The organism is Lentzea cavernae (genome assembly GCF_014653695.1).
Lineage (GTDB): Bacteria > Actinomycetota > Actinomycetes > Mycobacteriales > Pseudonocardiaceae > Lentzea > Lentzea cavernae.
This window is the reverse complement of the sequence record NZ_BNAR01000008.1, coordinates 240,383-253,916: the sequence shown is the minus strand read 5'-3', so window position 1 is coordinate 253,916 and position 13,534 is coordinate 240,383. Positions and strand designations below refer to the sequence as shown.

Genomic DNA, 13,534 nt, shown 5'->3' with positions numbered 1-13,534 from the left:
TTGACGGGTCAGCGAAGAAGCCCTGCCTCGTTCAGGTGGGCGAAGATGATCCGGTCGACCGGTGAGATCCGGTCCGCGTCCTCGGTGGTCAGCCAGGCGAGTTCCTCGATCTCGGCCGATGCCACCGGTTCCCCGTCGAACGACGCGGTGTAGCAGGTCATCCGCACGGTCACCCCCGACGTGTGGCCGTGCGCCTGCGCTTCGAACGTCCCCACGTACCGCGCCGAAGCGGCGTCGATGTCGACGGACAGCTCCTCGCGGATCTCGCGCACGAGCGTCTCGACGTCGGACTCCCCCTGCTCGCGCTTGCCGCCGGGCAGGTAGTACGTGTCCTTGCCTGCCGACCGGGTGCCGAGCACGCGGCCGTCCTCCAGGTGGATCCAAGCAACCTTGTCGATCACGCGACCGACATTAGGCCGTGGCCAGCTCCTTGACCACGCGGTGCGCGTCGGCCAGCGACTCGACGGCCAGCTCGCGGAACTGGTGCATCTGCGGCACGACGTCGGCCAGGGTCAGCTCGGCGTGCACGAACTCCAGGTTCTGGTCGAGGCCGACCATCGACAGCACCGCGCGCAGGTACGGCTCCTGGAAGTCGAACCCCTCACGCGGCGTGCCCGGCTTGTACGAGCCACCACGTGCCGACACGACGACAACGCGCTTGCCGCCCCACGCGAACGTGCCGTCCTCACGGGCGAAGTGCTCGGAGGTCGCGACCTGGTCGATCCAGGCCTTCAGGGTCGACGGGATCGAGAAGTTGTACATGGGCGTGCCGAGCAGGATCACGTCGGCGGCGTCGACCTCGGCGATCAGACCTGCGGCGATGCCCTGGTCGGTGCCGTCCTTGTGCGGGATCGGCGACGCGTGCAGGTCCCGGTAGGTGTAGCCGCCGGCCGGGTTCGCGGCGCGCCAGTTCTCGGCGAACGCGCCGGAGATCTCGCGGGTCACGGAGCCCTCGTACCGAATGCTCGTGTCGATGTGCAGCAGATTGGTCATACTCGGAACATACGAGCGAAGAAGTTCCGAGTCAAGATGTTCTGAGCCGAGAACATCTCTACCGGGATGTACGATGGGACACATGGAGGAGCAGCCGGAACTCGTCGAAGCCTGCTTGGAGAAGTGGGACTTCAACTGGCTGCTGCACCGCGCCACCCAGCGCGTCGGCGCCGCGTACGCCGAGGAGATCGCGAAGTTCGGGGTCTCGCTGCGCGGTCAGCTCGTGCTGCAGGCGCTCGCGAACGAGGAGATCCAGCGCACCCAGCTCAAGCTCGGCGCGATGCTCGGCCTCGACAAGACCACGCTGACGAGCGAGCTCGACAAGCTGGAGCGGGCAGGCCTGGTCCAGCGCGTGCCCGACCCGAACGACCGGCGCGTGCGCACGCCGGTCATCACCGACAAGGGCCGTGAGCTGCAGAAGGAGGCGGGCGACGCGCTCGCCGAGGTCGACCGCGCCTTCCAGGCCCGCTTCACCCACCAGGAGATGGCGATCATCCGCAGGGCCCTGCAGGACCTCTCGCGCGGCGAGGGCCCGATGCACGGCTCCTGCATCTAGACGAGCGCGCCGAGGTCCGCCTCGCGCAGCTGGTCCGGCGTCACGGTCGCCTGCGAGTCCACCAACGCCTTCAACGCCGTGCCGTGGTCCCAGACGTTGACGTTCATCGCCGCCCGCAGCCGTCCGCCGCGCAGCCAGAACGCGACGAACTCCCGCGAGGCCACGTCCCCGCGCACGACCAGCTCGTCGTCCCGACCGGCGAGGCCGCGGTACTCCATGCCCAGGTCGTACTGGTCGGTGAAGAAGTACGGCGACTTCACGTACGGCTCGTCGAACCCCATCAACGACCCGGCGGCGTGCGTGCCCTGGTCCTTCGCGTTCGCCCAGTGCTCGACGCGGACCCTTCCGCCGTGGCGCGGGTGCTCCTGCGCCGCGATGTCCCCTGCTGCGAACACGTCCGGGGCGGAGGTGCGCAGCACGGCGTCGACCGCCACACCGCCCTCCGCCAGCTCCAGTCCGGCCGCCTCGGCCAGTTCGAGGCGCGGAGTCGCCCCCACGGCCAGCACCGTCACGTCCGGCAGCAGTTCGGTGCCGTCACCGAGGCGCACGCCGGACGGGGAGAAGCCCTCGACACCCGTGCCCAGCTTGAACTCCACGCCGTGCTCCTCGTGCAGGCCGCGGAACATCGCGCCCATCTCGGGACCCAGCACGCGCACCAGGGGTTCCGCCAGCGGGTCGACGACCGTGACGCGGCAGCCGTGCGCGCGGGCGGCGGACGCCACCTCGCAGCCGATCCAGCCCGCGCCGACGATCACGACGTGCCTGCCCTCGCGCAACGCGGACCTCAGCGCGAGCGAGTCGTCCAGCGTGCGCAGCACATGTCCTTGCGCCCCAGGCAGAACGCGCGGGCGCGATCCGGTCGCGAGCAACAGCCGGTCGTAGGGCCGCACTGCTCCATCCGAGTCCACGATCGTGTGATCTCCGGGCCGCAGCTCCAACACGGACACTCCGAGCTGGAGGTCGATGTCGTTGTCGGAGTAGAAGCCCGGCTCGTGCACCCACGCCGGTTCGCCCGCCTTGCCGAGCAGAACGTCCTTGGACAGCGCGGGAAGTTCGTACGGGCGGTGCCGTTCGGTACCGAACACGATGATCTCGCCGCCGTAGCCGCGGTCTCGCAGCGAGCCCGCCGCGGAGGCGCCGGCGAGGCCCGTCCCCACGATCACGATGCGTTGCGGTTCCGCCATTTTCACCCCTCCAGGTGACCTGAACTCGTCCCACGTGCGACGCTATCCGCAGCTCGGCGCAGTCGCTCGGCGGAGAACGGAAAAGCTCCGTCATGACTTCCGGTGACGCACGTCTCTTCAACGTGAGCACCGGGCACACCGAGCCGGTGCGCCGAGCGAGCTGGAGGAAGAACCCCGTGGGAGCACAAGAGGAGTGGCAGGTGAGCTGCCGCGACATCGCTTCGCGCCGACGGGACATGACGGTGTTCGTCAGCCAGGGACACATAGTGATCACCGTGCCGCCGGGAGAGGCCGCCGTTCTGACGCCACTGGAGGTCGGCCGGCTGCGGGCGGCCCTGCGCGACGCCGTCGTGAGCGCGTCCAACACCGGCATGTGACCGCCGTCACACCGTTACCTACTCGCAAGTAGGTAGATGGCAGAGTGGCACGCATGGTGACCCGCGTGCTGCTGACCCTGGTCAAAGCCGGAGTGATCCGGCCGCTGGGCCCGCGAGGGCTCGCCGGCACCGTGCGCGGGTACCTGCACTGGGACATCACGCTGGCGTGGGGCTACCAGACGGGCGCCGGCAGGCACCCGGACCGCGCGGCGATCATCGACGACGACGGCGTGCTCACGTACGCGGAGGTCGACGAGCGCACCAGCCGGCTCGCACACGCCTTCCGCCCCCGGGAACGCGTCGGGCTGCTGTGCCGCAACGGCCGCGCCTTCATCGAGACCATGACCGCGTGCACGAAGGTCGGCGCCGACGCCGTTCTGCTCAACACCGGCCTCAGCCGGGGACAGCTGGCACAGGTCGCGCAGGACCAGAAGATCGACAGACTGGTCGCCGACCGCGAGTTCGCCGACGTGCTGCCGGACGTCCCGGCGTTCTTCACCGACGAGTTCGAGTCGCTGATCGCCGACGGACCCACGACGCCCCTGCCCCGCAGACCTCCGCGCGGCCGGCTGATCATCCTCACCTCCGGCACCACCGGCGCGCCGAAGGGCGCCCGCAGGCCGGAACCCGCGAGCCTCGCCCCCGCCGCCGCGCTGCTGTCGCGGATCCCGCTCAGGCACGGCGACGTCATCTCCATCACCTCCCCGCTCTTCCACGCCTGGGGTCTCGCCGCGTTCCAGCTCGGGCTCGTGCTCGGCGCCACCCTGGTGCTGCGCCGCCGGTTCGACCCGGCGCAGGCGTTGCAGGACGCTGGGAAGTGCACCGCGATGTTCGTGGTTCCCGTGATGCTGCAACGCATGCTGGAGACCTCGCACCGGCCGAAGCTGCGGATCATCGCCTCCAGCGGATCCGCACTTCCCCCGAAAGTCGCCGCCCGCACGCTTGAGGAGTTCGGGCCGGTGCTCTACAACCTCTACGGCTCAACGGAAGTGAGCTGGGCGAGCATCGCCACCCCCGAGGAGATGCTGCGCGAACCGGGAACGGCCGGAAAGCCACCTCTCGGCACCCGTCTAGCCATTGTGGACGATCAGGGCAAGCCCGTGGCGCCTGGTGGGACCGGGCGCATCTTCGTCGGCAACGAGATGCTGTTCGACGGCTACACCAACGGCACCAGCAAGGAGTCGCTGGACGGCCTGATGTCGACCGGCGACCTCGGCTACCTCAAGGACGGCCTGCTGTTCGTGGCGGGCCGCGACGACGAGATGATCGTCTCAGGGGGCGAGAACGTCTACCCGCACGACGTCGAGGACCTGCTCTCGACGCTCGACGGCGTCACGGAGGTCGCGGTGCTCGGCGTGCCGGACGACGAGTGGGGCCAGCGGCTCGCGGCGTTCGTTGTAGGCGCAAAAACCCTGACGGCCGAACAAGTACGGGAACACGTGAAGGCGAACCTCGCGCGGTACTCCGTTCCCCGGGACGTCTTCTTCGTCGACGAGCTGCCGCGCAACGCGGCCGGAAAAGTGTTGAAACGTCAACTCCGCGACGACCACTAGAGTCAGCCCCGAGTTGAGGGGGCTTGACCATGACGGTTCCCGGCAGGACCGCGGATCCGCGTTCCAACGCCGTGCACAACCTGCGCGAGGCGAGGATCGCACTGGACGAAGGCAGACCGGGCGAGGCACTGGAGCACGCCGAGAAGGCCGTGGCCGCGTTCTCGTGGCTGGAGGACGCCGAGGGCGTCGCGGAGGGGGTGCTGGCGCAGTCGGTGGCGCTGGGCAAGCGGGGGCTGTGGCCCGGCGCGCTCGACACGATCGACAAGGTGCAGGCGATCGCGGCGGCCAACCGCCACATCGGACTCCAGGCGCGCTGCAGCTTCTCCCGTGCCGTGGTGGAACTGCGTCTCGACTCGCGGGAGCGCAGCTTCAACTCCTTCGCCCGCGCACTGGGTCTCGCGGAGCTCACCGGTGACAACGAGCTGATCGGCTCGGTGCTGTTCGAACAGGCACGGGTGTTGCGCACGCAGTACCACGAGCACTGCATGATCCGCACCGACGAGAACCGCTGCAGCCTCGACGGAGAGCCGTGCGTGCGCAAGCTCCGCCGCGCGGAGGCGTTGTGCGCCCAGGTGCGCGACCGCTGGAAGACGCTCGGCGACCCGGTGCGGATGGCGATGGTCAACGTCCTGCTGACACACGTCCGCATCGATCTGGGTGAACTTGACCGCGCGCACCGCAGCTGGCAGCGCGCTGACCAGTTGCTTGCCGGAAGGAACCGCCCGGTGGCGCGGGCGGAGGCGTTGATGGCGCGGGCGCGGCTGAGCGCGGCGCGGGAGCGGCGCCCCGAGCAGATCGCCCAGCTCACCGAGGCCGCCGAGCTCGCGATGAGCTGTCTGGCACGGGAAGTCGCGGTGCACGCGCACCAGCAACTGAGTGAGGCGCACGAACGGTCCGGAGACTACGAACGCGCGCTGCGGCACGCGCGGCTGCAGTTGGAGCAGTACCGGTTGTGGGAGCTGCAGGAGGGCCGCGACCTCCTGCGGATGCGCGAGCACGACCTGTCGTCGCGACTCGTGGAACAGTTGGCGCACAAGCGTTTCGAGCCCAAGCGGGAGAACGCCGTGATGCGCGTCCCGCACACCGGCGAGCTGCACGAGACCGGTACCGCGGAACACACGAACACCCGCATCGCCCGCGCACTCAGGGCAGGGCTCACCAAACGCGGCATCGAGGTGCTGAGGCTCGTGGCCGCGGGAGCGAGCACGGCGATGATCGCGGAGTCCCTCGGCCTGTCGCCGAAGACCGTGCAGAACCACCTGCAGCGCATCTACACCACCCTTGACGTCAACGGGCGTGCCGGCGCGATCGTCTGGTGGATGAACCTGGCGGCGCCATAGTCATGCCCTGTCACGTCATTGACAACTGGTCCGAGCGGGCAGCACGACCATCGCCCGTTCGGACGCTTGCCGCACACCGGGTTCTGCCGGTTACCGGGTGATTTACCCAGGTACGCGCGGTGCAATTGGGTGATGTGATGGGCAACTTCTCTGTGTCATGCTCCGTTAACAAGGTGTCCGGTTCATGAGCGAGGGGCGGTCATGACGAGGCAACGCCGCCCGGCGCTAGTGCTTGCGCAGCGCGATGCGTGCCACGTCCCGCCACAGCAGCGGGTCGACGCCCTCGGGGTTGATGTGCTCCAGCAGCGCGGCGAGCGCGGTGCGCGCGCCGGCGCCACCGTCCGCGTCCACCTCGTCCGCCGCCCGCACGAGCAGCAGGTGGCACCGCAGCTGCTGTTCGGCGTCGAGGCGCCCAGTCCCGAGGGCGGCCTCCGCGAGTTCCCGCGCCCGGTCGACCTCGCCGTCGCGCAACGCGAGCTCCGCCCGCAGCGCGCGGGCGTGCGCGAGGAGGTCCTCGTGCCGCCGCACCGCCACGACCGTCGACTCCACCTCGTCCAGCAACGCGACCACGTCGTCGAGGTTCGCTCCCGGCGTGCGCAGCACGATGGCGGCGCCGGCGAGGCGGACGCGGCACCGGTAGCCGGGATCACCGTCGAAGTCGTCGAGCAGCGCGAGCGCCTCGCGGATGCAGTGCGCGGCCTCCATCCGGTCCCCCAGGCGATCCGCGACCTTGGCACGCACCCACCAGGTGGAGATCGCGAGCCGGTCGCGGCCGAGTTCGGGCAACCGCACGGAAAGCTGGTCCACGACCTGTTCGGCGTCGGCCAGCCGGCCCGCCGCGGTGAGCTCCGCGCACAACGCGATGAGAGCACGGGTGTGCACGCGACGCACCCGTTCGCCGTCACCGGACGCGAGCTCCACGGCCTCGCTCGCGGCCTTCACGGATTCGGCCGTCCGGCCGAGGCGCCGCAACGAAGATGCGCGCAGGATCTCCACGAGCGCGTCCACCGCCGGACCGGGAGACCACGACTTGCGCAGCTTCGCCGCCGCCAGCAGCAGACCCTCGTGGTCCCGCTGCCGGGCGAGCACGCCCAGGCGCGTCCAGCGCACGCACCAGCCGAACATCTCCTCGTCGGACCGCTTTCCCAGTGCCTCCAGCAGATCGACGGCGAGCACCAGGTCGCCGTCGTGGTAGGCGAGCAGCGCCTCGCACCACGTGAGCGCCTCGTCCTGCATCGCGGTGCCGTCGGAGTCGACCACGAGCTCGGACGGGTCGACGCCGAGCACCTCGGCGAGCCTGCGGACGACGGCCGGCGACGGGACCCGTTCGCCGGACTCGAGCCGCGACACGTAGCTCATGGAGACACCGGGGCAGGCGAGGTCCTTTTGCGACAGACCGCGTTGCAGCCGGACCGCCCGCAACCGCGCACCGAACCTCGTCAACGACTTCCTGCCCTCATCCACGGCCGCCACCTAACGAAGGAGCCCCTTCATGAAGTTGAACACTATCGCTCGCACCGTCGCCGCCGTGATCCTCAGTTTGGGCGCACTGCTGGCGATGTCCGGCGCGGCATCGGCTGACGAGACGGGCGCGGTCTTCACGCCCCCGTACTGCGCGCAGCCCTGATCGAACCGGACGGCCGTGGTGGTCCCGCCTCCCTCGCAAGCGGGACCACCACGGCCACCGACACACCAATTGACACACCTGACCACACCACCGCGGGCCGGTGAGGCACCCTTGAGGGGTGACTCCGCAACTGCGCACGCCTCGTCACCAGGTGAGCCCGAAGTCCGTCCTGCTGTGGACGATGCAGGCCGCCGTGTTCTGGCTCGTGCTGTTCGTGCCCCAGCTGATCGTGTTCCTGCTGGTGAGCAACCCGCCCACGTGGGAGCTCGCGCTCCTGGTCGCCACGGGCGTCATCGGCGTCGTGCACACCGCGGTCGAGCCGAGCTGGCGCTACCGCGTCCACCGCTGGGAGACCACGCCGGACGCCGTCTACACCCTCTCCGGCTGGCTGAACCAGGAGTGGCGGGTCGCTCCGGTGTCGCGCATCCAGACGATCGACACGAAACGCGGGCCGTTCCAGCAGATGCTCGGCCTGTCCACGGTCACGGTGACGACGGCGTCGGCCGCCGGCCCGGTGGAGATCGAGGGCCTGGAGCACGAGCTCGCGCAGAGGCTCGTGGTGGAGCTGACCAACACCACCCAGGCCACGCCGGGTGATGCGACGTGAGCACCCCCGCGGAGGTCCCGTCCGGGCTCCCCGCCGCGCCGGAGTTCGTCGAGCCGCTGCAGGAGTGGCACCGGCTGCACGTGCGGATGCTGGTCGTGCGGCCGCTCAACGAGAGCATCGCGATGCTGGTGCCGATCTTCGTGCTGCTGTTCACCGGCAACGGCGAGAAGTGGCGGCTCATCGCCAGCGGCGCGACGGTGGCGATGATCCTCGCGTTCAGCTACCTCATCTGGCGCACCACCCGGTACCGCATCACCGACGACCAGGTCGAGCTGCACACGGGGTTGTTGACCCGCAAGCAGCTCGCGGTGCCGCGTGATCGCATCAGGACGGTCGACCTCACCTCCAAACCGGGCCACCGGATCTTCGGGCTCTCGGCCGTGCGGATCGGCACGGGCCAGCAGGACGTGCCCGGCACCGACGGACTGACGCTCGACGCGGTGACGCAGCAGGAGGCCGAACGGCTGCGGTTGTTGTTGCTGCAGAAGGGTGTCGCGCCCAAGGCGGTCACAGCGGACGAACCCGGCGCGGAACCGGTGCCGCTGCCCGAGTCCGAGGTGATCTCGCAGCTCGACCTGAAGTGGCTGAAGTTCGCGCCGCTGTCGTTGTCGGGCCTCGTCGCGATCGGCGCCCTGTTCGGCGTGCTGTCCAACTACGCGGACGACCTCGGCCTGCACCCGGTGCAGGACCTGTGGGAGTGGCTGTTCGAGAACCCGAGCTTCGCGCTCTTCGCCGGGTTCCTCGTCGTGCTGGCCGTGGTCGGGCTCGTGCTGTCGATCCCGCTGTACATCCTCCAGTTCTGGAACTACCGGCTGACCCGCGAGCCGGACGGAACCCTGCGCGTGCAACGGGGTCTGCTCACCACCCGCTCGGTATCGGTCGAGGAGCAACGCCTGCGCGGCGTCGACATCCAGGAACCGCTGCTGGTGCGCGCGGGCAAGGGCGCGAAGCTCGCCGCGGTGACGACGGGCCTGGGCTCGAAGGGCGAGAGCAACCTGCTGCTGCCGCCCGCGCCGCTGTCGGTGGCGCACCAGGTGTCCCGGGACGTGCTGAAGGTCGGCAACGACCCGACGACGCTCCGGTTGCGCAAGCACCCGTTCGCCGCGTTGCGCCGCAGCGTGATCCGGCACGTGATGCCGTGGGTCGTGATCGCGGTGGGACTCGCCGTCTGGGCACCGTCGTGGGCGTGGCCGATCCCGGCCGCGATCGTCCCGCTCGCCGCGCTGGTCGGCTGGGACAACTACCGCTCGCTCGGCAACGCGCTGGACGAGCGCTACCTGGTGACGCGCAACAACTCACTGGTGCGCAGCACGGTCGCGTTGCAGCGCACCGGCATCATCGGCTGGCGCATCCAGCGGTCGTTCTTCCAGCGCCGCAGCGGGTTGATGACGATCGGCGCGACGACGGCGGCGGGCGCGGGCATCTACCACGTGACGGACGTCGGCGAGGCCCACGGGCTGGCGCTGGCCGACGAGGCGGTGCCGGACCTGCTGCGCCCGTTCCTGATCGACTCCACTGTGGACGGTCAAGCCGAGCGGAACGTCTGACGGTAGGCGCTCGGCGAGACCCCGATCGAGGCGGCGAGCTGCTGCCGCAGAGCCGCGCCGGTGCCGAAGCCTGCGTGGTTCGCGACCTGGTCGATCGGCAGGTCGGTCGACTCGAGCAGGTGCCGGGCCCGGTCAACGCGCTGCTGCGTCAGCCACTGGCCCGGTGACATGCCGGTCTCGGCGCGGAACCGGCGGGTGAACGTGCGCACGCTCATCCGCACCTGCCCGGCCATCGCGGAGAGGTCGAGTGGTTCTTGGAGCCGCTCCAAGGCCCACTCGCGGGCGAGCGCGGTGGAGGTGTCCGGGTAGCTCGGCACCGGCCGGTCGACGAACTGGGACTGGCCGCCCTGCCGCCACGCGGGCACGACGCAGTAGCGGGCGACCCAGTTCGCCACCTCGCTGCCGTGGTCGGACCTGATGACGTGCAGGCACAGGTCGATGCCCGCCGCGACGCCCGCGGACGTCAGCACGTCCCCGTCGTCGACGAACAGCACGTCCGGGTTGAGCCGCACCTGCGGGTACAGCGCGCGGAACTGGTCCGTGGTGCGCCAGTGCGTGGTGGCGGGCCTGCCGTCGAGCAGCCCGGCGGCGGCGAGCACGAACGCCCCGGTGCAGATCGACATGATCCGCCGCGCGTTCGTCGTCGTGAGCGCCTCCAGCACGGCCGGCTCGAGCCACCCCTCCCGTGCCGGCTGGTAGTGCGTGCCCGGCACGAGCACCGTGTCCGCGTCTTGGAGCGCCTCCAAGCCGTGCTCGGGCGCGATGGTGAAGCCGCCGGTCGTGGGGATCGGCCGGCGGTCCGGCGAGCAGACGACGACCTCGTACCGGTCCTCCAGCCGGGCGAACATGTGCGTCGAGCTGCCGATGTCGAACGCGACTGACTTCTCGAGCGCGAGAACGGCGATCCGGTGCATGGCCGGATTCTTTCACATGTTGGCCATCGGGCCACTGGTTGGAGCGTCGGCCATCACCGAACCTTGTCGGCGTGAGACTGCATTGGGCCTGGGTTGTGGCAGGGGTGTCCTTCATCGCGCTGGTGGGCGCCGCGTCGTTCCGCGCGGCGCCGGGTGCGTTGATCGAGCCCCTGCGGGCGGAGTTCGGGTGGTCGACGGCCACGATCTCGCTCGCCATCTCGATCAACCTGCTGCTGTACGGGCTGACCGCGCCGTTCGCGGCCGCGCTGATGGACAAGTTCGGCGTGCGGGTCGTGGTGACCTGGGCGCTGACCATGGTCGCGATCGGCAGCGGGCTGACGGTGTTCATGACCACGTCGTGGCAGCTGGTGCTGCTGTGGGGCGTCGTGGTCGGGCTCGGCACCGGTTCGATGGCGCTGGCGTTCGTCGCGACGATCACCGGGCGCTGGTTCGTGAAGCACCGCGGCCTGGTCACGGGCGTGCTGACGGCGGGTGGCGCGGCCGGGCAGCTGGTGTTCCTGCCGCTGGTGGCGTGGCTGTCCGCGACCTACGGCTGGCGGCCCGCGTCGCTGGTGATCTGCATCGCCGCGCTGGCCGTCGTGCCGCTGGCCGCGTTCTTCCTGCGCGAGTACCCGCGTGACGTGGGGCTGCTGCCGCTCGGCGCGTCCGAGGACACTCCCCCGCCGCCGGGCGGTGGTGCCGCTCGCCGTGCCATCGGCGGTCTGGTGCAGGCCGCGAAGACCCGGCCGTTCTGGCTGCTGGCAGGCGGGTTCGCGATCTGCGGCGCGTCCACGAACGGTCTGGTGGGCACGCACTTCATCCCCGCCGCGCACGACCACGGCATGCCGACGACGACCGCGGCCGGGTTGCTGGCACTCGTGGGCGTGTTCGACATCGTGGGCACGATCGCGTCCGGCTGGCTGACCGACCGCGTCGACTCGCGGCTGCTGCTGGCGGGCTACTACGCGTTGCGCGGTCTCTCGCTGATGCTGCTGCCGCAGCTGTTCGGCGAGTCGGCGCACCCGTCGATGCTGGTGTTCATCATCTTCTACGGCCTCGACTGGGTCGCGACCGTGCCGCCGACCGTGGCGTTGTGCCGCCAGTACTTCGGCATGTCCGGGCCCGTCGTGTTCGGCTGGGTGTTCGCCTCGCACCAGCTCGGCGCGGCGATCGCGGCCTCGGCGGCCGGGCTCACCCGCGACCACCTGGGCAGCTACGACCTGGCCTGGTACGTCGCGGGCGCCCTCTGCATCGGCGCGGCCGTGCTGTCAGCGTCGCTTGCGCGAAGTCCCGAAGAGCCCGCGCGTGATCTCACGCGCCAGGGCGCTGCCGGCTGACCGCAGGAACGACTTCACGGCGCTGTTGCCCAGCACCTTCTCGACCATCCCCGGTTCCTCCTTCTCCTGCCGCTGAGGTTCCGGGAAGTGTTCTTCCTGCGGTGGAGCGACCTTCTGCATCAGCTGCTCGTAGGCCGACTCGCGGTCGATCGTCTCCGAGTACTTGCCGTGGAGATCGCTCTGGGAGGCCGCCTGCTTGATGGCGTCGTTGCCGATGGTGTCCATCAACGAGCGCGGCGCCCGCAGGCGAGTCCACGCGACCGGGGTCGGAGCGCCCTTCTCGCTCAGCACGGTGATGACGGCCTCGCCGATGCCGAGCGACGTGAGGGCCTTCTCCAGGTCGTAGTGCGGTGTCGTCGGATACGTCTTCACCGTGCGCGCCAACGCCTTCTGGTCGTCGGGCGTGAACGCGCGCAAGGCGTGCTGGACGCGGGCGCCGAGCTGCGACAGCACGTCGTTCGGGATGTCGGTCGGCAGCTGCGTGCAGAAGAAGACGCCGATCCCCTTGGACCGGATGAGCTTCACGGTCTGGGTGATCTGGTCGAGGAACGCCTTGGAGGCGTTCGAGAACAGCAGGTGCGCCTCGTCGAAGAAGAAGACCAGCTTGGGCTTCTCGACGTCGCCCTCCTCCGGCAGCGTCTCGAACAGCTCCGCCAGCAACCACATCAGGAACGTGGAGAACAGCGCCGGGTTGCCCTGCAGCTCGGCCAGTTCCAGCAGGCTCACGACGCCCTTGCCGTCGCGTTCGCGCATCAGGTCGGCCGGGTCGAGCTCCGGTTCGCCGAAGAACCGGTCGCCGCCCTGCGCCTCCAGGTTGACGAGCGCCCGCAGGATGACCCCGGCCGTGGAGCTCGAGACACCGCCGATGCCCTTGAGGTCGGCCTTGCCCTCGTCGCTGGTGAGGTGCTGGATGACGCTGCGGAGGTCCTTGGTGTCGAGCAGCGGCAGGCCCTTCGAGTCGGCCCAGTGGAAGATCAGGCCGAGCGTCGACTCCTGGGTGTCGTTCAGGCCCAGCACCTTCGACAGCAGGATCGGCCCGAAGCTCGTGATGCTCGCCCGCAAGGGCACGCCGATGCCGCCGGTGCCGATCGACAGGAACTGCACGGGGAACGCCGTGGCCTGCCAGTCGTCGCCGGTGTCGGCGGCGCGGGTCTTCGTGCGGTCGCTGTCCTGGCCCTGCTGCGACAGACCGGACAGATCGCCCTTCACGTCCGCCATCAGCACCGGGACGCCGTTGTTCGACAGCTGCTCGGCGAGCAGTTGGAGGGTCTTGGTCTTGCCGGTTCCCGTTGCGCCTGCGACAAGTCCGTGGCGGTTGACCATGGACAACGGGATGCGGACGTGCGCGGTCGACTCGACGGTCCCGTCGACCAGCACGGCGCCGAGTTCGATGGCCGCGCCCTCGGACGCGTACCCCGCGGCGATCTCAGCTTGAGCCGTCATGCACGGGGAGCGTAACCAGGTTGCTGCACGCCGCCACTCGAAGTTGACGCTCCGCG

At 69.9% G+C, this 13,534-nt stretch carries 14 protein-coding genes; 8 read left to right on the top strand and 6 right to left on the bottom strand.

The features are described 5' to 3' along the window. Nucleotides 1–8: 8 nt before the first annotated feature. Both IE307_RS26480 and IE307_RS26475 read right to left on the bottom strand, forming a co-directional pair. Nucleotides 9–401, bottom strand: a complete 393-nt coding sequence (locus IE307_RS26480) for an NUDIX hydrolase (RefSeq protein WP_191302052.1) — start codon at nt 399–401, stop codon at nt 9–11. 10 nt (nt 402–411) lie between these two features. Next, nucleotides 412–993, bottom strand: a complete 582-nt coding sequence (locus tag IE307_RS26475) for an FMN-dependent NADH-azoreductase (protein ID WP_191302051.1) — start codon at nt 991–993, stop codon at nt 412–414. Between the two features lie 82 nt (nt 994–1,075). Between IE307_RS26475 and IE307_RS26470 the strand changes: the two genes are divergently transcribed. After that, nucleotides 1,076–1,549 (top strand): MarR family winged helix-turn-helix transcriptional regulator, encoded by a 474-nt coding sequence (locus IE307_RS26470; RefSeq protein ID WP_191302050.1) that lies wholly within the window; start codon nt 1,076–1,078, stop codon nt 1,547–1,549. Here IE307_RS26470 and IE307_RS26465 read toward each other — a convergent pair. Then, complete coding sequence (locus tag IE307_RS26465; RefSeq protein ID WP_191302049.1) at nt 1,546–2,733, bottom strand: NAD(P)/FAD-dependent oxidoreductase; 1,188 nt, start codon at nt 2,731–2,733, stop codon at nt 1,546–1,548. The genes IE307_RS26470 and IE307_RS26465 overlap by 4 nt on opposite strands. Nucleotides 2,734–2,825: 92 nt before the next feature. Here IE307_RS26465 and IE307_RS26460 point away from each other — a divergent pair, with 92 nt between their 5' ends. The 3 genes from IE307_RS26460 to IE307_RS46945 are packed head-to-tail and all read left to right on the top strand — an operon-like array spanning nt 2,826 to nt 6,003. After that, complete coding sequence (locus IE307_RS26460) at nt 2,826–3,110, top strand: hypothetical protein (protein ID WP_373306040.1); 285 nt, start codon at nt 2,826–2,828, stop codon at nt 3,108–3,110. A gap of 53 nt (nt 3,111–3,163) precedes the next feature. Next, nucleotides 3,164–4,663, top strand: a complete 1,500-nt coding sequence (locus IE307_RS26455) for an AMP-binding protein (protein WP_191302047.1) — start codon at nt 3,164–3,166, stop codon at nt 4,661–4,663. A gap of 29 nt (nt 4,664–4,692) precedes the next feature. Further along, nucleotides 4,693–6,003, top strand: coding sequence for a helix-turn-helix domain-containing protein (locus IE307_RS46945; RefSeq protein ID WP_229905078.1), 1,311 nt, complete (start codon nt 4,693–4,695; stop codon nt 6,001–6,003). Between the two features lie 225 nt (nt 6,004–6,228). On the opposite strand, the gene IE307_RS26445 is transcribed toward IE307_RS46945, so the two are convergent. Next, complete coding sequence (locus tag IE307_RS26445; RefSeq protein ID WP_191302046.1) at nt 6,229–7,467, bottom strand: helix-turn-helix domain-containing protein; 1,239 nt, start codon at nt 7,465–7,467, stop codon at nt 6,229–6,231. Nucleotides 7,468–7,495: 28 nt separating this feature from the next. Between IE307_RS26445 and IE307_RS47325 the strand changes: the two genes are divergently transcribed. The 3 genes from IE307_RS47325 (at nt 7,496) to IE307_RS26435 (ending at nt 9,784) form a co-directional block, all read left to right on the top strand. After that, nucleotides 7,496–7,630, top strand: a complete 135-nt coding sequence (locus tag IE307_RS47325) for a hypothetical protein (protein ID WP_268250409.1) — start codon at nt 7,496–7,498, stop codon at nt 7,628–7,630. A 118-nt stretch (nt 7,631–7,748) separates the two neighbouring features. Further along, nucleotides 7,749–8,237, top strand: a complete 489-nt coding sequence (locus IE307_RS26440) for a PH domain-containing protein (RefSeq protein WP_308436402.1) — start codon at nt 7,749–7,751, stop codon at nt 8,235–8,237. After that, the gene (locus IE307_RS26435; protein WP_229905077.1) at nt 8,234–9,784 is read left to right on the top strand and encodes a PH domain-containing protein; all 1,551 of its coding nucleotides are present in this window, start codon (nt 8,234–8,236) and stop codon (nt 9,782–9,784) included. Before IE307_RS26440 ends, IE307_RS26435 begins: the two co-directional genes overlap by 4 nt. Here IE307_RS26435 and IE307_RS26430 read toward each other — a convergent pair. After that, nucleotides 9,763–10,698, bottom strand: a complete 936-nt coding sequence (locus tag IE307_RS26430; protein WP_191302045.1) for a GlxA family transcriptional regulator — start codon at nt 10,696–10,698, stop codon at nt 9,763–9,765. The genes IE307_RS26435 and IE307_RS26430 overlap by 22 nt on opposite strands. A 77-nt stretch (nt 10,699–10,775) precedes the next feature. Between IE307_RS26430 and IE307_RS26425 the strand changes: the two genes are divergently transcribed. Next, the gene (locus IE307_RS26425) at nt 10,776–12,035 is read left to right on the top strand and encodes an MFS transporter (RefSeq protein ID WP_191302187.1); all 1,260 of its coding nucleotides are present in this window, start codon (nt 10,776–10,778) and stop codon (nt 12,033–12,035) included. On the opposite strand, the gene IE307_RS26420 is transcribed toward IE307_RS26425, so the two are convergent. Beyond that, the gene (locus IE307_RS26420) at nt 11,967–13,478 is read right to left on the bottom strand and encodes a helicase HerA-like domain-containing protein (RefSeq protein WP_191302044.1); all 1,512 of its coding nucleotides are present in this window, start codon (nt 13,476–13,478) and stop codon (nt 11,967–11,969) included. The genes IE307_RS26425 and IE307_RS26420 overlap by 69 nt on opposite strands. Nucleotides 13,479–13,534: the final 56 nt, after the last annotated feature.

Bases quoted from the DNA above. Each gene is read 5' to 3' on its own strand.
- IE307_RS46945 (WP_229905078.1), top strand. From the start codon at position 4,693: ATGACGGTTCCCGGCAGGACCGCGGATCCGCGTTCCAACGCCGTGCAC.
- IE307_RS26420 (WP_191302044.1), bottom strand. From the start codon at position 13,478: ATGACGGCTCAAGCTGAGATCGCCGCGGGGTACGCGTCCGAGGGCGCG.
- IE307_RS26455 (WP_191302047.1), top strand. From the start codon at position 3,164: ATGGTGACCCGCGTGCTGCTGACCCTGGTCAAAGCCGGAGTGATCCGG.
- IE307_RS26430 (WP_191302045.1), bottom strand. From the start codon at position 10,698: ATGCACCGGATCGCCGTTCTCGCGCTCGAGAAGTCAGTCGCGTTCGAC.
- IE307_RS26465 (WP_191302049.1), bottom strand. From the start codon at position 2,733: ATGGCGGAACCGCAACGCATCGTGATCGTGGGGACGGGCCTCGCCGGC.
- IE307_RS26475 (WP_191302051.1), bottom strand. From the start codon at position 993: ATGACCAATCTGCTGCACATCGACACGAGCATTCGGTACGAGGGCTCC.
- IE307_RS47325 (WP_268250409.1), top strand. From the start codon at position 7,496: ATGAAGTTGAACACTATCGCTCGCACCGTCGCCGCCGTGATCCTCAGT.
- IE307_RS26470 (WP_191302050.1), top strand. From the start codon at position 1,076: ATGGAGGAGCAGCCGGAACTCGTCGAAGCCTGCTTGGAGAAGTGGGAC.
- IE307_RS26460 (WP_373306040.1), top strand. From the start codon at position 2,826: ATGACTTCCGGTGACGCACGTCTCTTCAACGTGAGCACCGGGCACACC.